The organism is Falsiroseomonas ponticola, assembly GCF_016805305.1.
Lineage (GTDB): Bacteria > Pseudomonadota > Alphaproteobacteria > Acetobacterales > Acetobacteraceae > Falsiroseomonas > Falsiroseomonas ponticola.
On sequence record NZ_JAERQN010000007.1, the window covers coordinates 121,157 to 141,378 of the forward strand.

Genomic DNA, 20,222 nt, shown 5'->3' on the forward strand with positions numbered 1-20,222 from the left:
AACGGGCTCTGAGGCCGCAGGATCGGTGCGGGCGCCGCAGGATCGGTGACGCCGGCCGGGCGGGGGCGGCGCAAAGCGATGCCGTCCTTGCCTGGGAGCCACCGCATGCCCGCCCTGACCCCGCCGCCGCGCCTCGATGCCTCCAACGCCGTCTTCATCCCGATCGACTACATGCATGGGCTGATGAATGCCTGCCGGTCGATCGACACCGGGCTGCTGCGCAACAACGCCATCGCGCTGGCCAAGGTGGCGCGGCTGTTCGGCCTGCCGACCTTCGGCACCGGCGACCGGTCCGGCCGCACCTACCTGGGCGCGGAGATGACGGAGATCGAGGCCATCATCCCCGGCATGACCTTCATCAACCGGTCGAGCGTCGGGGCCTGGGAAGCGCCGGGCTTCGCCGAGGCGGTGCGCGCCACGGGGCGGCGGCAGCTCATCATGGCCGGGATCACGACGGAGCAATGCGTGACCTTCACCGCGCAATCGGCGCTGGCGGAGGGGTTCCAGGTGCATGTGGTGCTGGATGCCTCGGCATCCCTCGACCCGCGGTCGGAGATGGCGGCGGTGGCGCGGCTGGCGGCCATGGGCGCCACCGTCACCACCTGGTCGCCGCTGGCGGCCGAGCTGCTGGGCGATTTCGCGCGGCCGGAAGCGGGCGGGCTGATCCGCATCTATTCGGAGCACCATGGCGCGCTGCGGATGGTGGAGGATGCCTTCGCCGTGGCGACATCTGCGGCGCGGAGTGCGCTCGGCCAGGGGGACAACGCGGCGCGGGAGGGGGCCTACAAGGGGTAGTTCCGGCGCCGCGCGCGGCACCCTATCACCGCGCCGCAACGCCGCCTATGACCGCGCGGCAACGCGCGAGGGGCGGCATGGCGACGATCCACGGGATCAGGAACTGCGACACGATGAAGAAGGCCCGCGCCTGGCTGGAGGCGGCGGGAATCGAGCACCGCTTCCGCGACTACAAGGCGGAGCCGCCGCGGCGGGCGGAGCTGGAGGCCTGGGCCGCGACTCTGGGGTGGGAGGCGCTGCTGAACCGCGCCGGCACCACCTTCCGCAAGCTGCCGGAGGCGGAGCGGGAGGGAATCGACGAGGCGCGGGCCTTCGCGCTGATGCTGGCGCAGCCTTCCGTCATCAAGCGGCCGGTGCTGGAAGCGGGCGGCCGCGTGCTGGTGGGCTTCAAGGCGGAGGAATGGGCGAAGGCGCTGGGATAGGCCGCGTCACGCCAGGTAGAGGCGGCCCGCGATCTCGCCCGTGGGCGTGCCATCCGGCACGGCGGCGCGGCGGCCGGGGATGGCGGCGGGCGGCAGGTCCGCCGCCAGCGTCGCGACCAGGTCCCGCCGCACCAGCGGCGCGTTGCGGTACCATTGGTGGCCGATCCAGTTCACCTCCGCTTCCGTCTGCGGGATGGGTGCGCTGCCGGGCAGGGTGCCGCCGCCGGAGGCCAGGACCTGCATGGAATAGTCCACGATGCCGATGCCCGGCGGCAGTTGCGCCGGCCGGCGCGGCCCGCTGGCGCCGAGGCGCGGGACGCCGTTCATCAGGCGCGAGATCGCCCAGAGCACGCCGTCATCGCGGTTGACGCCGATGGTGACGTGGCGGGCGAGGTCCGCGATGGGCCGCAACCCGCCCTGGCTGTCGTCGCTGCCATCGCCCGGCAGGTCCAGCACGTCGCATTCATCGTCGCCGGCCAGCAGCAGCGCCTGGGCGAAGACGGGCAGGGGCAGGGAGGGCAGCAGCGGCGCGATGGCCTGCATGCCGTGCCGCGTGACGCGCACGCCCATGGAATGCGCGACATAGCCGATGCGCAGCCCCTGCCGCGGCGCGCCCGCGATGGTGGCGACCAGCTTGGCCAGGGCATGGCCGGAACGGCCGGCGGCGATGCGGTCCGCCGCATAGCCATCGCCGCTGCCGGCGCCATGGCTGGGCCAGGTGAAGGCCAGCGGCAGCAGGGGACCGGTGCCGCCTTCCTCCAGCCATAGCGCCAGCTTGGCCGTGCGGGTCAGGGCCTCGGTGAAGTCGTGGTTGAAGCCATGCACGAAGAGCAGCGGCATCGCCCCGGTGCGCCGCGCGATGGCCAGCCACTTGTCCACCGTCGCCGCCAGCGCGGTGTCGGGATCCTCCGCCAGTTGCAGCGAGCCCGCGAGCAGCCGGCCTTCCGGCACCGGATCGGCTTCCGCCGCGCAGGTCGCGACGCCGAGCGCGAGCGTATCGGGCGGGTCGCAGCAATCGATCCCGAAGGCGCCCTGCACCGGCTTGCGGTTGGTGGCGAAGAAGACCTGGCGTTGCGGCATGGCATCGTTCCGCGTCTTGGCGGAGGCAGGCTAGGGCGAAGTGGGCGGCCGACGGAAGGGGCTTGCCCGGGCGCGGGCGTGGCGCGGCCTTGCCGGCCGCCGATGCCCGCGCCGGTAGAAAGGGCGCATACGGCTCTTGCCGATGGCGCAAGGCCCAATGACACTGTGTTGTTCGTCGGAGCCGTCCGGCGCACCACGACAGGTCTCTTGGGAGAGCTTCACGAATGAACCTTGCGAAGATGGGCGCCGCGATCGGCGCCGCGATGTTGGGTGCGCTGACCGTCGCGCCGGCCCTGGCGCAGCCCGCGGCCAGCGCCGACACGGTGGCCGCGATCCGCGCGCGCGGGCAGCTCGTCTGCTCCCACGCGCCGTCCACCGTCGGCTTCTCGCTGCCGGACAGCCAGGGCGTGTGGCGCGGCATCGACGTGGATTACTGCCGCGCCGTCGCGGCCGCGATCCTGGGCGATGGCAGCCGCATCCGCGTGGTCCCCTCCTCCACCCAGCAGCGCTTCACCATGCTGCAATCCGGCGAGATCGACCTGCTGGTGCGCAGCACCACCTGGACGCTGGCGCGGGAAGCCTCGCTCGGCTTCGAATTCGCCGCCATCAACGTCTATGACGGCCAGGGCTTCATGGTGCACCGCGACAGCGGCGTGACCTCCGCCCGCCAGCTGGATGGCGCGACGGTCTGCGTGCAGCCCGGCACGACGACCGAGCTGAACATGGCGGACTTCTTCCGCGCCAACCGCCTGCGCTTCACGCCGGTGGTGATCGAGAGCATCGAGGAGATCCGCAACGCCTTCATCTCCCGCCGCTGCGACGCCTATACCAACGACGCGTCCTCCCTCGCCTCCTTCGCCGCGAGCCAGGGGGCGAATGCGAACCGCTACCTGCTGCTGCCGGAGATCATCAGCAAGGAGCCGCTGGGCCCGGTGGTCCGCAAGGGCGACTGGCGCTTCTTCGACATCGTGCGCTGGACCCATTTCGCGCTGGTGACGGCGGAGGAGTTCGGCATCACCCAGGCGAATGTGGATACCTTCCTGACCAGCAACAACCCGGACATCCAGCGCTTCGTGGGCCGCACCGGCGACCTGGGCCGCATGCTGGGGCTGGAGAACGACTGGGCGGTGAAGATCATCCGCGCGGTGGGCAACTACGGCGAGATCTGGGAGCGCAACATGACGCCGATCGGCTTCCCGCGCGGCATCAACAACCTCTGGACCCGCGGTGGGCTGCAATACGCGCCGCCGATGCGCTGAGCATCGCGCCACGGGCCATGGCTTTCCGGGGGCGGCGGGCGACCGCCGCCCCCTTCTTCGTTTAGGGACAACAGGCATGAAACGCTTCCTCGCCGGCGCCGTCGCGCTGCTGGCTTCCGCCCTTCCGGCGCTGGCGCAGGCGCCGGCGGCGCCCGCCGATACCGTCGCCGCCATCCGCGCCCGCGGGCAGCTGGCCTGCGGCGTCACGCCGAACACCATCGGCTTCGCGACGCCCGACGGCCGCGGCGTGTTCCGGGGCCTCGATGCCGATTACTGCCGCGCCGTCGCCGCCGCGCTGCTGGGCGATCCGGAAAAGGTGCGCTTCGTGCCGCTTTCCGCGCAGCAGCGCTTCACGGCGCTGCAGGCGGGCGAGATCGACCTGCTGGTGCGCGCCACCACCTGGACCCTGTCGCGGGAGGCGCAGCTCGGCCTGGTCTTCGCCGGCGTCAACTACTACGACGGCAACGGCTTCATGGTGCGCCGCAGCCTCGGCGTCACTTCCGCCACGCAGCTCGATGGCGCGAGCGTCTGCCTGCAATCCGGATCGACGACGGAGCTGAACGTCGCCGACTATTTCCGCGCCAACCGCATGCGGCTGCAGCCCGTGCTGTTCGACAACATCGAGGAGATCCGCTCCTCCTTCGTCGCGGGGCGCTGCGATGCCTATTCGTCGGATACCTCGACGCTCGCGGCCTTCCGCGCGGGGCAGGGGGCGCAGGCCGGTGACTACGTGCTGCTGCCGGAGGTGATCAGCAAGGAACCGCTTGGGCCGCTGGTGCGGAAGGGCGATTTCCGCTGGTTCGACATCGTCCGCTGGACCCATTTCGCGCTGGTGACGGCGGAGGAGATGGGCATCACCCAGGCCAATGTGGACAGCTTCCTGACCAGCACCAACCCGGATGTGCAGCGCTTCACGGGCCGCACCGGCGACCTTGGCCGGATGCTGGGGCTGGAGAATGACTGGGCGGTGCGCGTGGTGCGCAGCGTCGGCAATTTCGGGGAGATGTGGGAGCGCCACATCACGCCGCTCGGCTCCCCGCGGGGCATCAACAACCTCTGGACGCGTGGCGGGCTGCAATACGCGCCGCCGATGCGGTGAGGTGACCGCGCCTGGCCCTTCCCGGCGCGGGCCGGGAAGGGCCATGATCGGCGGATGATCCGCCATGTCCGCACGCCGGTCCTCGACATCGCCTATGAGGAAAGCGGCCCGCCGGATGGCCCGCCCGTCGTGCTGCTGCACGGCTTTCCCTATGCGCCGCGCGCCTATGACGCGGTGGTGGCCAGGCTGGTGGCGGCGGGGCGGCGCTGCCTGGTGCCCTATCTCCGCGGCTATGGGCCGACGCGCTTCCTCTCCGCGGCGACGCCGCGATCCGGGCAGCAGGCCGCGCTGGGGCAGGATCTGCTGCAGTTCCTCGATGCGCTGCGGATCGGGCGGGCGGTGCTGGGTGCCTATGACTGGGGCGGGCGGGCGGCCTGCATCGTCGCCGCGCTGTGGCCCGGACGCGTGGCCGGGCTGGTGACCTGCACGGGCTACAACATCCAGGACATCGCGGGCGCCGCGCGGCCTGCCCCGGCGGAGCAGGAGCATCGCTGGTGGTACCAGTACTATTTCCACACGGAGCGCGGGCGGGCGGGGCTGGAGGCGGACCGGCGCGGGATCACGCGGCTGCTGTGGCGGCTGTGGTCGCCCGACTGGGCCTTCGATGACGCGACCTTCGAGGCCAGCGCGCAGGCCTTCGACAACCCGGATTTCGTCGCCGTCGTGATCCAGTCCTACCGCCACCGCTTCGGCTATGCGCCGGGCGATCCGGCGCTGGAGGGGCTGGAGGCGGCGCTGGCGGCCAGGCCGGCGATCACGGTGCCGAGCCTCAACCTGCATGGCGGCAGCGACGGCGTCGGCCCGCCGGCGGGATCGGAAGGCCATCATCGACACTTCACCGGCGGCTATGAGCGCCGCGTGCTCCCGCGCATCGGCCACAACCTGCCGCAGGAGGCGCCGGAGGCCTTCGCGACGGCGGTGCTGGACCTGCCGGCGGGCTGAGGCTTCGCAGCGCGGCGCGGGTCGTGTTCCATGCGGGGACAACATCCCAAGGCCGCGCCGCATGCCCGACCCCGCGATCCTCGACCGTCTCCGCGCCGCCGTGGAGGCGGGGTTCGGGAAGGAGGTGGCGTTCCTGCAGGACCTCGTGCGCTTCCCCTCGCTGCGGGGGGCGGAGGCGCCGCTGCAGGACTGGATGCACCGGGAACTCGCGGCGCGCGGCTATGCGATGGACCGCTTCACCCTGGCGGATGTGCCGCTGGCCGGGCACCCCAAGGCGGCGCCGATGGTGGATGCGGACCCCGCGCGCAGCGTGCAGATGGTGGCCGCGCATCGCGCCGCGAACCCCACCGGGCGCAGCCTGATCCTGCAGGGGCATATCGACGTGGTGCCCGAAGGCCCGCACGCCATGTGGACCCACCCGCCCTATGCGGCGGTGATCCGCGATGGCTGGCTCTATGGGCGGGGCGCGCATGACATGAAGGCCGGGGTCGCCGCCATGGTCTTCGCCATGGATGCGATCCGCGCGGCGGGGCTGGAGCCGGCGGCGGATGTCTATCTCCAGACCGTGACGGAGGAGGAGAGCACCGGCAATGGCGCGCTGGCGACGCTGCTGCGGGGCTACCGGGCGGAGGCCGCGCTGATCCCGGAGCCCACGGGCCATGCCATCACCCGCAGCCAGACGGGCACGATCTGGTTCCGGCTGCGCGTCCGCGGCGTGCCGGTGCATGTGATGGTGGCGCAGGACGGCACCAACGCCATCATGTCCGCCTATGCGCTGATCAACGCGCTCTACGCCCATACCAGGGCGCTGAACGAGGCCGGGCGGAACGATCCCTGGTATGGCGCGACGGATCCCATCAAGTTCAACCCCGGCATCATCCGGGGCGGGGACTGGGCGTCATCGACGCCATCCTGGTGCGAGGTGGATTGCCGCATCGGCCTGCTGCCGGGGACGACGCCGGAGGAGGCGATGGCGGGGGTGGAGGCGGTGGTGAAGGCGGCCGCGAAGGGCGATGCCTTCCTGGCCAACAACCCGCCCGAGATCACCTTCCACGGCTTCCAGACCGACCCCTATGTGCTGGAGCCGGGGTCGGAGGCCGAGGCGGTGCTGGCGGCCGCGCACCAGGCGGTGCATGGCGGCGCCATGCCGGAACGGCGCAGCACCGCCGTCAACGACACGCGCTACTACGGGCTCTACATGGGGGTCCCGGGCCTCTGCTACGGGCCGAGGGGGGAGGGGGCGCATGGCTTCGACGAGCGCACCTCGCTCGATGACCTCAAGACCTGCACGCTGACCATCGCGGCCTTCATCGCGGATTGGTGCGGGGTGCGGTGATGGGCAAGCACCGGGTCTTCCTGGCGGCGCCGGCCGGCGCGGATCGCGCGGCCTTCCGGGCGGAGGTGCGGGCGGGGCTGGCGCCCGGGCTGCTGGCGGCGGTGCCGCAGCTTGCCGCGCTTTCCGCCTGCCTGGTGGATGCGACGCCCGCCGTGCCGCCCTGGCAGCGGCCCGGGGAGGCGCCGGCGCCGGCGGAGCCCGCCTTCGACGCGGTGATCGATGCCTGGGGGGAGGATGCGGCGCTGGAGGCGGCGCTGGCCTGGCTGGCGCCGCGCGTGGCGGGGCTGCCCCGGACCTCCATCCGCGTGGCGGAGACGGTGGAGAAGGACGGGCTGGCGCGGCCGGCCGGCCGCCGGGCGCCGGGGGTGAAGTTCCTGGCGCTGATGTGCTTCCACGACGACCTGCCGCCGGCGGCGGCGCGGCGGCTCTGGACGCATCACGCTTCGCTCGCGCTGCGCGTCCATATCGGCATGGGGCGCTATGTGCGGGACTGGGTGGAGGCGATCGGGCCGGAGGCATTGCCGGTGCCGCGCTTCGGCGGCGTGGCGGAGCTTCACTTCCCCTCGGCCGAGGTGATGGCGGCGCAGTGGTTCGACAGCGAGGCAGGGCGCCAGGCCATCATCCATGATGTCGGGCATTTCCTGGCGCGGGCGACCAGGCTCTACACCACGGAGCATGTGCTGAAGGCGGCGTAGCCGCCCCCAGCCGGCCCTCTCCCCGCCTTGGGGGGAGAGGGCCTGGCGATCAGGGCGCCTTGTGGATCGGGTCCACCCAGAGGACCTGTTCCGGCTTCTCCACCGGCTCGATCTCCAGGTTCACCACCACGGCCTCGTTGTCGCTGCGCACCAGGACGCATTCCAGCGTCTCATCCGTGCTGGCGTTGATCTCCTGGTGGGGGACGTAGGGGGGGACGAAGATGAAGTCGCCGGGGCCGGCCTCCGCCACGAATTCCAGCTTCTCCCCCCAGCGCATGCGGGCGCGGCCCTTCACCACATAGATGACGGATTCGAGGGCGCCGTGGTGATGCGCGCCGGTCTTGGCATTGGCGTGGATGTGGACGGTGCCGGCCCAGATCTTCTGGGCGCCGACGCGCGCCAGGTTGATGGCGGCGGCGCGGTTCATGCCGGGGGTCTGGGCGGTGTTCGCGTCCAGGCTGTCGCCGGGGATGACGCGGACGCCGGTGTTCTTCCAGCCATCGGGGGGCGTGTGGTGGTGCGGTTCGTCGTGGTGGTGATGCGGGATGCCATCATGCGGCATGGCGGGGTCCTTGTTCCTCGATGGGGCACTCTGGCGCCCGGCCGGGCGGGGCGCCAGAGCGGAGGACGGTCCGGCTGGCCGCGGGGCCGCGCGGGCGAATCCCTGCCACGCCGGGGCGGCGGGGGAGGAGCGATGCGCTGCCGCGCCGTCGGCGCGACTCAGTCCGCCCGCGCGCCGGAGGCGCGGACGAGGGGCACCCAGAGGTCGATCTCCGATTTCAGGAAATCGGCGAAGCGGTCGGGGGTCCAGCCGCGCATGGCGGGGGTGCCCATCTCCTCGAAGCGCTGGGCGATGGCGGGGTCGGCCAGCGCCTGGTCGATGGCGGCGGCCATGCGGTTGACGATCGGCCGCGGCGTGCCGCCGGGGGCATAGATGCCGTACCAGGAATAGGCCTTGAACTCGCCGAGCCCGATCTCCCGCGCCGTCGGCACGTCGGGCGCGGCGGGGCTGCGTTCCTCGGTCGCCACGAACATCATCCGCGCCGTGCCTTCGCGGTGGAAGGGGGCGAGCAGGCTCGGGATATCCGTGGTGAAGGCGATCTCCCCCTGCTGCAGCGCCAGGAAGGTCTGGCCGGGGTTGCGGTAGGTGACGTGTTCCGCCGTCGCGCCGATGCGGGCGAGGAAGGAGGAGGAGCAGATATGGCCGGAGGTGCCGGCCCCCGCGCTGCCATAGCTGAAGCGGCCGGGATTGGCGCGGAGCAGGGCGATGAAGTCCTGCGCGTTGGTGACGCCGAGCCTGGCGGAGGCGGCGATGGCGAGCGGCACGAAGACGGTCGGCGCGACGGAGGCGAGGTCCCGCAGCGGGTCATAGGGCAGGCGGGCATAGAGGCCGAGGGCGAGGGCGGTGTTGGAGACGGTGGCGAGGAGGAAGGTCTCCCCGTTCGGGGGCTGCTTGGCGACATAGTCCGCGCCGACCGTGCCGCCGGCGCCGACGCGGTTCTCGATCACCACGGGCTGGCCGAGGATCTCCGCCAGGCGCGGCGCCAGCAGGCGGGTGGTGATGTCCGTGCCGCCGCCGGTGCCGAAGGCGACGACGATGCGGATGGGGCGCGTGGGCCAGGGGGCCTGCGCCAGCGCCGGGTGGGCGAGGGGGGCGGCGAGGGGCAGGAGGAGGGCGGCGCGGCGGCGGAGCAGGGGCATGGGGCGATCCTTCGGGCACCCCGATCAAAGCGCGCCTGCCGCCGCGGCGCCTAGTGCCCATCGCGCCGCGCGGGCGCGCCCGGGGGGTATTCAGGCGGGGGTATTCAGGCGGGGGGCGGGGGCAGGACCGGCAGGAGGGAGGCGTGCGGTTCCAGCATCAGCACATCCTGCCGCAGCAGGCAGACGCGGTCCCGCGCCGCGAGCCGCGTGGTGCCATCCGCGCCGCGGCGGGTGACGTAGCGCCAGGCGGTGAGGCTGCCTTCCGCCGCGATGCGCCCGGCCAGGCGATCGGCTTCCGGCCCCGTGCCGCTGGCGGCGATGTCCTGGCGGGAGAGGCCGATCAGCAGGTCGCCGCGCATGGTGACGACGCGGAACAGGGAAGGGCTGTTGCTGGCGGAGCGGGCGCGGGCGGCGGAGACGCGGGAGGCCGCGGAGGTGAAGAGAAGCCCCAGGGCGAGGCCCTGGAGCATGGAGATCGTGTCGATTCGCGCGGGCATGGCCGGCGACTCCGGATGGATGGCGGGGGCATTCTGCCCTTGATCCGTGGCCGAACCGTGTCGCGGCTGTTTCGTCTGTTTCGCCAGCCGCGCGGGGTTCGCCGGGGGCATCATGCGCCCGCCGGCCTTGCCCGGTGAATAACAAATCGCGGGCCGCGCCCTATTCGCGGATGTTCAGGCTGCGCACCAGCGGCGCCCAGGTGGCGTTCTCCTCCCGCACATAGGCGGCGAAGCGGTCGGGGTTCCAGCCGGTCATGGCCGGCGTGCCCATCTCCTCGAACCGCCGCTGGATGGTGGCGTCGGAGAGCACCGTCTCCAGCGCCTGGGCCATGCGGTCCACGATGGGGCGGGCCAGGCCGGCGGGGCCGAAGATGCCGTACCAGGAATAGGCCTTGTAGTCGGGCATGCCGGCTTCCCGCGCCGTCGGCACATCCGGCACCAGGCTGCTGCGCTCATCGGTCGCCATGAAGACGATGCGGGCGGTGCCGGCATCGTGGAAGGGCTTCAGCAGGCTGGCGATGTCGCAGCAATAGTGGATCTCCCCCGATTGCAGCGCGGTGAAGACCTGGCCGCCGCCGCGATAGGGGACGTGGATCGCCTGCGTTCCCGTCTTGATGGCGAAGGTGGCGGCGGCGATGTGGCCGGAGGAGCCGACGCCCGAGCTGCCATATTGGTAGTGGCCCGGCCGCGCCTTCATCAGCGCGACGAAGTCCTGGGCGGTGCGCGCCGTGACGCCGCGCTGCGTGATGGCAAGGCCGATGGGCACGAAGACGGTGGGGGCGACCGGCGTCAGGTCCCGGATCGGGTCGAAGGGCATCGGCGTGGGCAGGCCGGGGGCCAGGCCGATGGGGGAGAGGGTGGCGAGGACGAAGACCTCCCCGTTCGGGGGCTGCTTGGCGACATAGTCGGTGCCGACCACGCCGCCGGCGCCGGCGCGGTTCTCGATCACCACGGGCTGGCCCAGCACCTCCTGCAGCCGGGGGGCGATGATGCGGGTGGTGACGTCCGACCCGCCGCCGCCGCCGAAGGGCACCACGATCCGCACCGGGCGCTGCGGCCAGGCGCCGGGGGCGGTGCCCTGGCCGATGGCGGGGGTGGCGAGGAGGGCGGCCGGGGCGGCGAGGAGGGTCCGGCGGCGGAAGGGCGAGGTCATGGGGGCGGCATCCCTATATCTTGTGGTGGGCATGATGGGGCGGGCGGGCGGAATCGCGAAGGGGCGGGCGGGGGGAAAGCGCGGCGGGGCTGTGGATTGCGTGGACACCGGGGATGCCTTGGAATCCCACGCGAATGGGGGTGGAGCCGCGGCGCGGCAGGGCGTAATTTGCTTTCCGTCAATGAACGAAACGGGAACTTCGGCGCGCCTGTAGGGACCACAAAAAAATTGCAACAGGTGAACTGCGGGGCGCATGTGGTGTTTGGGTGAGTGTGGCAACACTACATCTTGTTGGACTGAGCCCGTCGGGGGCATTCTCCGCGCCACGGGGGAGTCGCTCCACCACTGCGGAGCAATTTCGGGGGGTTGGTCGTGTTTGATGCAGTTCAGCTTGAAGGCCATGGCCAGGTTCGGATCGATCGGTCGCGCGATGCGCTGCTGACGGATTTCGGCAAGGCGACGCTTGATGACCGGTACCTGCTGCCGGGTGAGTCCTACCAGGACTTGTTTGCCCGGGTGGCATCCGCCTACGGGGATGACGCTGCCCATGCGCAGCGGATCTATGACTACATCAGCCGGCTGTGGTTCATGCCGGCGACGCCGGTGCTGTCCAATGGCGGCACCACGCGGGGGCTGCCGATCTCCTGCTTCCTGAACGAGGCCTCGGACAGCCTGGACGGCATCGTCGGCCTCTGGAACGAGAATGTCTGGCTGGCGGCCAAGGGCGGCGGCATCGGGTCCTACTGGGGCAACCTGCGGGGCATCGGCGAGAAGGTCGGCCGGAACGGCAAGACCTCCGGCGTCATTCCCTTCATCCGGGTGATGGACAGCCTGACGCTGGCGATCAGCCAGGGCAGCCTGCGCCGCGGATCGGCCGCCTGCTACCTGCCGGTGAACCATCCGGAGATCGAGGAATTCCTCGAGATGCGGCGGCCGACCGGCGGCGACCCGAACCGCAAGGCGCTGAACCTGCACCACGGCGTGCTGCTCTCCGACGCCTTCATGCGCGCGGTGGAGAATGACGAGGAATGGGCGCTGGTGTCCCCGAAGGACGGGGCGCTGATGCGCAAGGTCTCCGCCCGCGCCATCTGGATCCGCATCCTGACGGCGCGGATCGAGACGGGCGAGCCCTACATCATCTATTCCGACCACGTGAACCGCGCGCGGCCGGAGCACCACAAGCTCTCCGGCCTGGAGGTGAAGACTTCCAACCTCTGCTCCGAGATCACGCTGCCGACGGGCATCGACCAGCACGGGATGGAGCGCACCGCGGTGTGCTGCCTGTCGTCCCTGAACTGCGAGACCTGGTTCGAGTGGAAGGATTCTCCTCGGTTTATCCCGGACGTTATGAGGTTCCTGGATAACGTCCTGCAGAGCTTCATCGATACCGCGCCGGACAGCATGGCGCGGGCGCGCTATTCCGCGATGCGGGAGCGGTCGGTCGGCCTCGGCGTCATGGGCTTCCACAGCTTCCTGCAGGCGATGAACGTGCCCTTCGAGAGCGCGATCGCGAAGGTGTGGAACAAGCGGATGTTCAAGCACATCCGCGAGCAGGCCGATTTCGCGAGCCGCATGCTGGCGGAGGAGCGCGGACCCTGCCCGGATGCCGCGGAATACGGCTTCATGGAGCGCTTCTCCAACAAGATCGCGATCGCGCCGACGGCGTCGATCTCGATCATCTGCGGCGGCGCCTCCCCGGGCATCGAGCCGATCGCGGCCAATGTCTACAACCACAAGACGCTGTCCGGGTCCTACATCGTCCGCAACCCGCACCTGAAGAAGGTGCTGGCCAAGCACGGGCGTGACGACGAGGAGACCTGGACGAGCATCACCGTCACCAAGGGCAGCGTGCAGCACCTGGACTTCCTGACGGAGCAGGAGAAGCTGACCTTCCGCACGGCCTTCGAGCTCGACCAGCGCTGGGTGGTGGAACATGCCGCCGACCGCACGCCCTATATCTGCCAGTCGCAGTCGGTGAACCTGTTCCTGCCCGCCAACGTGCACAAGCGGGACCTGCACCAGATCCACATGATGGCGTGGAAGAAGGGCGTGAAGTCGCTCTACTACTGCCGCAGCCTGTCCATCCAGCGCGCCGATACGATCAGCGCGAAGGTGGTGGGCCAGGGCGATGTCATGGCCGCGCATAATGACGGCGCGGCGGTGCCGCTGCCGCTGGTGGCGCGGCGGCTGGATGCCGAGCCGAAGGCCAATGGCAACGACTACGAGGAATGCCTGGCATGCCAGTGACGCTGCCCGTCATCGACCTCGACATGCTGCCGAGCGAGCCGGCGGGACTGCGCGCGCGCAAGCGCGCGCTGGAGCGTGACCTCGACCGCATGCTGGAACTGCGCGGGCCGGTGACGGAGGTGCGGCGGCTTGTCGCCGACCTCGACCGCGTCGCGGCGGAACTGGCGCGAAGCCTGCGGGACGGTTCTTCACAACGCGCGTCTGACCACCACCTCGCCAACTGACATTATCGCAGACGAGAGCATCATCATGCCCGACGATTCCATCCCGCGCGACGAGCTGCCGATCCGCTTCGACCTGATGACGGCGAACCCCGTCTACAAGCCGTTCCGCTACCCCTGGGCCTATGAGGCGTGGCTGCAGCAGCAGCGCATCCACTGGCTGCCGGAGGAAGTGCCGCTCGCGGATGATGTGAAGGACTGGCAGAAGAACCTGACGGCCACGGAGCGGAACCTGCTGACGCAGATCTTCCGCTTCTTCACCCAGGCCGATGTCGAGGTGAACAACTGCTACATGAAGCAGTACAGCCAGGTCTTCAAGCCGACCGAAGTGCTGATGATGATGTCGGCCTTCTCGAACACCGAGACGATCCACATCGCCGCCTACTCCCACCTCCTCGACACCATCGGGATGCCGGAGATCGAGTACACGGCCTTCCTCAAGTACAAGGAGATGAAGGACAAGTACGACTACATGCATTCCTTCTCGGTCGAGAACAAGACCGAGATCGCGAAGACGCTCGCCGCCTTCGGCGCCTTCACGGAGGGGCTGCAGCTCTTCGCCTCCTTCGCCATCCTCATGAATTTTCCTCGATTCAACAAGATGAAAGGGATGGGGCAGATCGTCAGCTGGTCGGTGCGGGATGAAACCCTTCATTGCCTCAGCGTGATCCGTCTGTTCCGCACCTTCGTGCAGGAGAATCCGGAGATCTGGACGGAGGAGCTGAAGCGCGACCTCTACCTCATCTGCTCCACCATCGTGGACCATGAGGACGCCTTCATCGACCTGGCCTTCGAACTCGGCGGCGTGCAGGGCCTCGATGCCGCGCAGACCAAGCAGTACATCCGCTTCATCGCGGATCGCCGCCTGCAGCAGCTCGGCCTCAACCCGCTCTACAACGTCGAGAAGAACCCGCTGCCTTGGCTCGACGAGATGCTGAACGCGATCGAGCACACGAACTTCTTCGAGAACCGCGCGACCGAATACTCCCGCGCCAGCACCGAGGGTTCGTGGGAGGAGGCCTTCGGCGACGCGACCTTCACCAGCGCCCAGCCGGAAGGCGAGATCGAGCTGGCCAGCCGGCACTGAACACGGAGACGGCGCCCCGCGGGACGGGGCGCCGTTCGGTGGTACCGGACGCCCGCGGCGGCAGCGCCGCGGGCGTTGTCGTGTTCAGTTCTCGGTCGCGTCGGGGTGGCGCAGCAGCCACAGGCGTTCATGCGCCGCGACCAGGCTTTCCATGTTCTTGCGGCGGTTCACGTCCGGGGAGACGGGACGGCGCGTCAGCATCATCTCCAGGATACGCAGGAGTTCTTCCGCCACCTCGAAATCGCCCTGGTCGCAGGCATGGTGGAAGGCGATCAGGATCTTGTCGGAAAGCCGGCGCGTGTGACGCGGTGGGCCAGAGGGCGCGCGCCCCGCATCGCGGCCGGACGGATCCCGTTCCTCGTCAGACATGCAGCATGCAGCTCCCAGTACGGCGCCAGGGTCCCGGCGCGCGGCGCACACAATAGCTTGGGTTGAGGCGCGCCGGAACCCTCCGCTTCAGGCGGGTGGGTTCAGCGCCCGGCGCTGCGCAGATGCGCGCGGATCGACTGCGCCATCGCCTCGGGCGCGGTTTCCGGCCGGAAGAGCGTGCGAACACGGCCATCCGGGCCCACGAGGTAGATGAAGGAGGAGTGGTCCATCAGGTACTGGCTCATCTCCGGCCTGTTCACCTTTGCGTAGAATACACGATACGCGCGGGCGGCGGCGGCCACCTGCTCCGCCGAACCGGTCAGGCCGACCATGCGCGGATGGAAGCGGGAGACGTAGTCGGCCATCGCCGGTACCGTGTCACGCTCCGGATCGATGGAGATGAATACCGGCGTGACGCGCCGCTCCTGCTCCCCCAGCAGGTCCATGGCATTGGCCATGATGCCGAGTTCGGTCGGGCAGACATCCGGGCAATAGGTGAAGCCGAAATAGACCAGCATGAAGCCGCCGGCGAAATCCGCCTGCGTCACGGCGCGGCCTTCATGGTTCACCAGGCTGAACGGCCCGCCCAGCGCGATGCCCTGCGGCAGCTGCACGCCCCCGGCGGCCGGCGCCGGCATGTCCTGCCCGAAGATGGAGGCGATGCGGCGGAGGAAGGCATCGGCGACGGTGTCGTCATCCCCCTTGCCGAGCCAGGCCGAGGCCCAGAGCCCCCCCAGCATGAGAAGCAGGACGAGGGCTGCGATGCGAATGGCGGCGAGCATGATGGCGGTGACATAGGCGCCCGGCGCGGTCGCGTCCACCGGACGCGAGGCCGCGGATGGGCTACAGACGGCGCAGCGGCAGGAGGCGGCGGCGGTGCGGGCAGGGGAACATCAGGTCGTCGTCATCGGCGCCGGCGGGCATGCTCGGCCCGTGGTGGAGGCGCTGCTCCTGCTCGGCCACCGGATCGCGGGGCTGGTGGATGACGCGCCGGACCGCCCGCCGGTGCTGGGCCAGCCCGTGATCGGCGGGCTGGACCGGCTGGCCGCGCTGCGCGCCGCGGGGATCGGCAGCGCCGTGATCGCGATCGGCGACAATGCCGCGCGGCTGCAGCTCGGCGACCAGGCGCGGGGCTTCGGCTTCGTGCTGCCGACCCTGGTGCATCCGGGGGCCCTCGTCTCCCCCCATGCCAGCCTGGCGGAAGGCGCGCAGGTCTTCGCCCGCGCGGTGGTGGGGCCGGAAGCGCGGATCGGGCGGCTCTGCCTGGTGAACACCGGGGCCATCGTGGAACACGAATGCACCGTGGACGAAGGCACCCACATCGCGCCCGGCGCGGTCCTCTGCGGGCTGGTGCGGGTGGGCGCGCGCTGCCTGGTCGGCGCGGGGTCCACCACCATCGCGGGCCGCCGGATCGGACCGGGCGCGCTGATCGCGGCCGGGGCGACCGTGACGGCGGATGTGGCGGCGGGGGCGCGCGTGGGGGGGGTGCCGGCGCGGGAGATGTAGCGCGGGCGGCCACCGCCCCTAAATCCCGATCCCCGCCCCCTCCCTCAGCACCGCCTCCGCCATCCCATCCCCGTCCTGCAGCGCCAGCCCCGGCAGCACCCGCGCCGGCCCGCGGCCGTGGCGGCGGCCGGCGAGGAGGATGCGCCGGGCCGCCTGGCCGGGGCGGGGCCAGAGGGGGAGGAGGGTGTGGCTGCCGCACCGCGCCGCCGTCAGCGCCGCCATGCCGTCCGCCAGGCGCGCGGCGGGGAGGATGAGGGTGAGGCTGCCGAGGCGGGCCAGGCGCCAGGCCAGCAGGGTGGTCCAGGCGGCGAGCGGCGTGGCCTCCGCATGGGTGGCGTTGGCGCGCAGCGCCTCCGGCGGGCGGGTGCCGGCGGGCCAGTAGGGCGGGTTGGCGAAGGCGTGGGCGCAGGCGGGCAGGGCGGCGCGCAGCGCCGGGTCGGCCACGTCGCCCTCCAGCACCGTCACCTGGTGGGCGTGGCCGTTCAGGGCGGCGTTCTCCCGCGCCAGCGCGGCCAGGGCGGGGTCGCGTTCGATGGCGAGGACCTGGAGGCCCGGGATGCGGGCGAGCAGGCAGAGGAAGACGGCGCCGGTGCCGCAGCCCGCTTCCAGCACGGCCTGGCCGGGCTTCGCGGGGATGCTGGCGGCGAGCAGCACGGCGTCATGCCCCGCGCGCAGGCCGCGTTCGGGCTGGCGCAGGCGGACGCGGCCGCCGAGGAGCGTGTCCTCCGTGATCATCGCCAGCCCTCGGTTTCCTGCGCCTCGCGCAGGATGCGGCGGGCCTGGGCTTCCTGGTCCTCCGGCACGGCGAGGCGGCGCGGGAAGGCGCCGATGTTGCCTTCGAGGGCGCCGATATGGCCATCCAGCACCACGGGGTCGCAGCCGCCATCGCGCAGCAGGGCGATGAGGAAGGAGAGCCGCACGGGATCGGTGGTGGCGAGCAGGACACGCATCGAACCGCCTTCCGGGCTGCCTCCTTGCCGGTATGGGGGGGCGTGGCTAAGTTGCGCGGCACCCTATCGAGGTCAAGATCGCGTGGATTTGTCCGTCGCGCCGAGCACTACCGCAGCTTCGGACATCGTCCGTGGAGAGGATGCGCTTGCGGCGCTGACCGCGCTGGTGCGGGACGACCTGGAAGCCTGCAACCGCCTGATCGTGGAGCGGATGCAGAGCCCCGTCGCGCTGATCCCGCAGCTGGCCGCGCATATCGTGGCGGCGGGCGGCAAGCGGCTGCGGCCGCTGCTGACGCTGGCGGCGGCGAAGCTGGCGGGATATCGCGACGGGCAGCGGCACGTGGCGCTGGCGGCCTGCGTGGAGTTCATCCACACCGCGACGCTGCTGCATGACGACGTGGTGGATGAAAGCGCGCTACGCCGCGGCCAGGCCAGCGCCAATGCGCTGTTCGGCAACAAGCCCAGCGTGCTGGTCGGCGATTTCCTGTTTGCCCGCGCCTTCCAGGTGATGGTGGAGGATGGGTCGCTGGAGGTGCTGCGCATCCTGTCCGAGGCATCGGCCACGATCGCCGAGGGCGAGGTGCTGCAGCTGATCACGCAGAACGACACCGCGACCACGGAAGCGCAGTACCTGGCGGTGATCGAGGGCAAGACGGCGGCGCTGTTCGCGGCGGCGACGGAGGTGGGCGCGATCGTCGCCGCCTGCACGCCCGCGCAGCAGCAGGGGCTGCGCGCCTATGGCCACAACCTCGGCGTGGCGTTCCAGCTGATCGACGACGCGCTGGACTACAGCGCGAAGCAGGAGGCGCTGGGCAAGACGGTCGGCGACGATTTCCGCGAGGGCAAGATCACGCTGCCCGTGCTGCTGGCCTTCCAGCGCGGCGACGAGGCGGAGCGCGCCTTCTGGCGGCGGACGCTGGAGGAGCGGGAGCAGGCGGATGAGGACCTGGCGCGGGCGATCGCGCTGATGGAGAAGCACGCCGCCTTCGCCGACACCGTCGGCCGCGCGCGCGACTACGGCAATGCGGCGCTGGAGGCGCTGGCGGTGTTCCCGGATGGCGTGGAGCGCCGGGCGCTGGAGGGCATCGTGGAGTTCTGCATCTCCCGCGCGCGGTAGGACGCCGGGGGCGGGGTTCTGGCGCTGGTCAGGCCCGCTTCAGCCAACCCTCTCCATTCTGTATGGGGAGGGGGGTTTTCGGGGCGATGGAGTGCGATCGCCCGAGGCGTCATCGCCGAAGGGCGTGAATCGCACGACAAGACAAAAGGCTAGGGTATGTCAGGCGCTTCTGCCCGCGCCTGACCTACCCTAGCGGCAGGCGGAGAGGGTCCAGAAGCCGGGGCGCAGCGATTCGCGGGATGCCGCGGGCGTGCCGGGGATCTGGCCGTACCACAGCGCCTGGCCGATGCCGGGCAGGAACAGGTGGCGCGGCGCGGGCATGCCGCTGCGGGGCGGGCTTTCCAGCAGGGAGAGATCCGCCCTGACGCCGTGGAAGGCCATCAGCGGCATGGCGTCGTCCTCCACCTCCAGGTCGCGCGTGCCCTCGGCCGTGGGCGGGGCGATGGGCAGGACGTATTGCGTGCCGTAGCCCTGGGACTGGGTGAAGCGGAACCAGTAGTCGCGCAAGGAGGCGGCGGAGCGGAGCCGCAGCACCAGGTCCGATTCGGCGCCGGGGGGCGGGCCTTCCCGCCGCAATTCGGCGGTGAACTCGCCCTCTCCGCCGAAGCGGTAGGTGGCGCGCTCCGCCGGGCAGGCCGGGGGCTCCGGCTGCTGGGCGCGGGCGACGGCATCCAGCGTGACGGCGGCCAGGACCAGGGCGCGTTCCCGCACGCGGAAATCCAGCATCGCGCGGCCGCCGCGCGGGCAGCAATTCCCATCCTCCTCCCGCCACAGGGCGGAGCGGGCGGACAGCGTCTCCGCATCGTAGTCCACGCCCTGCATGATGGTCAGGCCGGCGGGCAGGCGGGCGGGCAGGCTTGCCCACCAGCTTTCCGATTCGATCTCCACCCAGCCCTGCGGGGTCTGCCGGTAGAAGAGGTCGGCATTGCCGTTGCCGGAGCCGCCGGTCCGGCCCTCCGCATGCAGCATCGGCCCGTCATCCGTCTCCACCAGGCGGGGGGGCGCGAAGCTCACGCCCTCGAAGGACCAGCCGAGCAGGCGCCAGCCGCCGCGGGCTTCCGCCATCAGCACGATGCCGGCGCGCAGCCCGTCGCTGTCGGTGAAGCCGTGCTGGATCTGCCAGAGGATGCGGGTGTTGCGGTCCTCGCTGGCGACGAGGCCGGCGGCGCCGACGCGGCAGTTGCGGAGCGCGCTGCCGAGGCAGGTCCGCTCCAGCGCCGCGGGGCGGGCGAAGACGGGGTTGGGCGGGCAGTCGCGGCGCCCATCGGGGCAGCGCTGGACCTCCAGCCGCCGGATGGAGCGGTCCTGGCGGACGAGGTCGTCCAGCTGGCTGGTGCGTTCGCGGTATTCGTCCAGCAGCTCCTCCCGCGTGAAGGGGCGGGGCGGCGTGGCCTGGGTCTCGCCCGCTTCGAGGCGGCGCTGGAAGGCCTCCGCCCGGACCGCGAGGGTGGCCGGGCGCCCGGTGGTGGTGGAGGCGGCACGCTCCGCGGCCCGCAGCCGGGCATCGGCGGCGCGCAGCGCGGCATCGCCGCAGATGGTGGCCTGGAGAGGGCCGGCCGGCGCGGTGCAGGCCGGCGGCCGTTGCTGGGCCTCCGCCGACAGGGCGAGCAGGAGCAGGAGCGTGGCGGCGGCCAGGCGGCGCATGGGCGGGGTTTCCCGGGGCGGATGCCGCAGCTTGCAACGGGTGGATGCGCGGGCGGAAGGGTCTGCCCGGCGACGGCGCCACCCCCGCCGGGGATGGCGCCG

22 protein-coding genes are annotated in these 20,222 nt (G+C 71.2%); 12 read left to right on the forward strand and 10 right to left on the reverse strand.

What is annotated here, in order from left to right; translation table 11 throughout:
- The first annotated feature begins 105 nt into the window (after positions 1-105).
- Positions 106-795, forward strand: coding sequence for an isochorismatase family protein (locus JJI54_RS20065; RefSeq protein WP_203074845.1), 690 nt, complete (start codon positions 106-108; stop codon positions 793-795).
- Positions 796-872: 77 nt separating this feature from the next.
- Positions 873-1,217, forward strand: coding sequence for an ArsC family reductase (locus tag JJI54_RS20070; protein WP_203074846.1), 345 nt, complete (start codon positions 873-875; stop codon positions 1,215-1,217).
- A gap of 6 nt (positions 1,218-1,223) precedes the next feature.
- Here the strand turns inward: JJI54_RS20070 and JJI54_RS20075 are convergent, their stop codons facing one another.
- Complete coding sequence (locus tag JJI54_RS20075; RefSeq protein WP_203074847.1) at positions 1,224-2,297, reverse strand: alpha/beta hydrolase; 1,074 nt, start codon at positions 2,295-2,297, stop codon at positions 1,224-1,226.
- 224 nt (positions 2,298-2,521) lie between these two features.
- Between JJI54_RS20075 and JJI54_RS20080 the strand changes: the two genes are divergently transcribed.
- The 5 genes from JJI54_RS20080 (at position 2,522) to JJI54_RS20100 (ending at position 7,628) form a co-directional block, all read left to right on the forward strand.
- The gene (locus tag JJI54_RS20080; RefSeq protein ID WP_226381941.1) at positions 2,522-3,556 is read left to right on the forward strand and encodes an amino acid ABC transporter substrate-binding protein; all 1,035 of its coding nucleotides are present in this window, start codon (positions 2,522-2,524) and stop codon (positions 3,554-3,556) included.
- A 76-nt stretch (positions 3,557-3,632) separates the two neighbouring features.
- Positions 3,633-4,655, forward strand: a complete 1,023-nt coding sequence (locus JJI54_RS20085; protein ID WP_203074848.1) for an amino acid ABC transporter substrate-binding protein — start codon at positions 3,633-3,635, stop codon at positions 4,653-4,655.
- A gap of 54 nt (positions 4,656-4,709) precedes the next feature.
- On the forward strand, positions 4,710-5,597 hold the full coding sequence (locus JJI54_RS20090; protein ID WP_203074849.1) for an alpha/beta fold hydrolase: 888 nt from the start codon (positions 4,710-4,712) through the stop codon (positions 5,595-5,597).
- 61 nt (positions 5,598-5,658) lie between these two features.
- Positions 5,659-6,933, forward strand: coding sequence for an ArgE/DapE family deacylase (locus JJI54_RS20095; RefSeq protein WP_203074850.1), 1,275 nt, complete (start codon positions 5,659-5,661; stop codon positions 6,931-6,933).
- Positions 6,933-7,628: an EthD domain-containing protein gene (locus tag JJI54_RS20100; RefSeq protein ID WP_203074851.1), complete on the forward strand. Its 696-nt coding sequence runs from the start codon at positions 6,933-6,935 to the stop codon at positions 7,626-7,628. Before JJI54_RS20095 ends, JJI54_RS20100 begins: the two co-directional genes overlap by 1 nt.
- 49 nt (positions 7,629-7,677) lie before the next feature.
- Here JJI54_RS20100 and JJI54_RS20105 read toward each other — a convergent pair whose 3' ends face one another.
- From JJI54_RS20105 to JJI54_RS20120, 4 genes are all read right to left on the reverse strand, one after another.
- The gene (locus JJI54_RS20105; protein ID WP_203074852.1) at positions 7,678-8,190 is read right to left on the reverse strand and encodes a cupin domain-containing protein; all 513 of its coding nucleotides are present in this window, start codon (positions 8,188-8,190) and stop codon (positions 7,678-7,680) included.
- A gap of 158 nt (positions 8,191-8,348) precedes the next feature.
- Complete coding sequence (locus JJI54_RS20110; protein WP_203074853.1) at positions 8,349-9,329, reverse strand: Bug family tripartite tricarboxylate transporter substrate binding protein; 981 nt, start codon at positions 9,327-9,329, stop codon at positions 8,349-8,351.
- Between the two features lie 104 nt (positions 9,330-9,433).
- Positions 9,434-9,826 (reverse strand): hypothetical protein, encoded by a 393-nt coding sequence (locus tag JJI54_RS20115; protein ID WP_203074854.1) that lies wholly within the window; start codon positions 9,824-9,826, stop codon positions 9,434-9,436.
- Positions 9,827-9,986: 160 nt separating this feature from the next.
- On the reverse strand, positions 9,987-10,979 hold the full coding sequence (locus JJI54_RS20120; RefSeq protein ID WP_203074855.1) for a Bug family tripartite tricarboxylate transporter substrate binding protein: 993 nt from the start codon (positions 10,977-10,979) through the stop codon (positions 9,987-9,989).
- A 372-nt stretch (positions 10,980-11,351) separates the two neighbouring features.
- On the opposite strand from JJI54_RS20120, the gene JJI54_RS20125 reads away from it, so the two are divergent.
- The 3 genes from JJI54_RS20125 to JJI54_RS20135 are packed head-to-tail and all read left to right on the forward strand — an operon-like array spanning position 11,352 to position 14,534.
- Positions 11,352-13,226, forward strand: coding sequence for a ribonucleoside-diphosphate reductase subunit alpha (locus JJI54_RS20125; protein WP_203074856.1), 1,875 nt, complete (start codon positions 11,352-11,354; stop codon positions 13,224-13,226).
- Complete coding sequence (locus JJI54_RS20130) at positions 13,217-13,450, forward strand: hypothetical protein (protein ID WP_203074857.1); 234 nt, start codon at positions 13,217-13,219, stop codon at positions 13,448-13,450. The genes JJI54_RS20125 and JJI54_RS20130 overlap by 10 nt, the downstream gene beginning before the upstream one ends.
- A gap of 25 nt (positions 13,451-13,475) precedes the next feature.
- Entirely contained in the window at positions 13,476-14,534 is a 1,059-nt protein-coding gene (locus JJI54_RS20135; protein WP_203074858.1) for a ribonucleotide-diphosphate reductase subunit beta, read from the forward strand.
- 84 nt (positions 14,535-14,618) lie between these two features.
- Here the strand turns inward: JJI54_RS20135 and JJI54_RS20140 are convergent, their stop codons facing one another.
- Both JJI54_RS20140 and JJI54_RS20145 read right to left on the reverse strand, forming a co-directional pair.
- Complete coding sequence (locus JJI54_RS20140) at positions 14,619-14,903, reverse strand: hypothetical protein (RefSeq protein ID WP_203074859.1); 285 nt, start codon at positions 14,901-14,903, stop codon at positions 14,619-14,621.
- Between the two features lie 101 nt (positions 14,904-15,004).
- Entirely contained in the window at positions 15,005-15,724 is a 720-nt protein-coding gene (locus tag JJI54_RS20145) for an SCO family protein (protein ID WP_318987537.1), read from the reverse strand.
- 55 nt (positions 15,725-15,779) lie between these two features.
- Between JJI54_RS20145 and JJI54_RS20150 the strand changes: the two genes are divergently transcribed.
- Positions 15,780-16,409 carry an acetyltransferase gene (locus JJI54_RS20150; RefSeq protein ID WP_203074860.1) on the forward strand — a complete coding sequence of 210 codons (630 nt, stop codon included), beginning with the start codon at positions 15,780-15,782 and terminating at the stop codon, positions 16,407-16,409.
- An 18-nt stretch (positions 16,410-16,427) separates the two neighbouring features.
- Here the strand turns inward: JJI54_RS20150 and JJI54_RS20155 are convergent, their stop codons facing one another.
- Positions 16,428-17,144 (reverse strand): tRNA1(Val) (adenine(37)-N6)-methyltransferase, encoded by a 717-nt coding sequence (locus JJI54_RS20155; protein WP_203074861.1) that lies wholly within the window; start codon positions 17,142-17,144, stop codon positions 16,428-16,430.
- Positions 17,141-17,359 carry a putative signal transducing protein gene (locus tag JJI54_RS20160; RefSeq protein ID WP_203074862.1) on the reverse strand — a complete coding sequence of 73 codons (219 nt, stop codon included), beginning with the start codon at positions 17,357-17,359 and terminating at the stop codon, positions 17,141-17,143. Before JJI54_RS20160 ends, JJI54_RS20155 begins: the two co-directional genes overlap by 4 nt.
- Before the next feature lie 82 nt (positions 17,360-17,441).
- Between JJI54_RS20160 and JJI54_RS20165 the strand changes: the two genes are divergently transcribed.
- Positions 17,442-18,476, forward strand: a complete 1,035-nt coding sequence (locus JJI54_RS20165; protein ID WP_404817626.1) for a polyprenyl synthetase family protein — start codon at positions 17,442-17,444, stop codon at positions 18,474-18,476.
- Between the two features lie 189 nt (positions 18,477-18,665).
- Here JJI54_RS20165 and JJI54_RS20170 read toward each other — a convergent pair whose 3' ends face one another.
- Positions 18,666-20,120 (reverse strand): hypothetical protein, encoded by a 1,455-nt coding sequence (locus JJI54_RS20170; RefSeq protein ID WP_203074864.1) that lies wholly within the window; start codon positions 20,118-20,120, stop codon positions 18,666-18,668.
- Positions 20,121-20,222 lie beyond the last annotated feature (102 nt).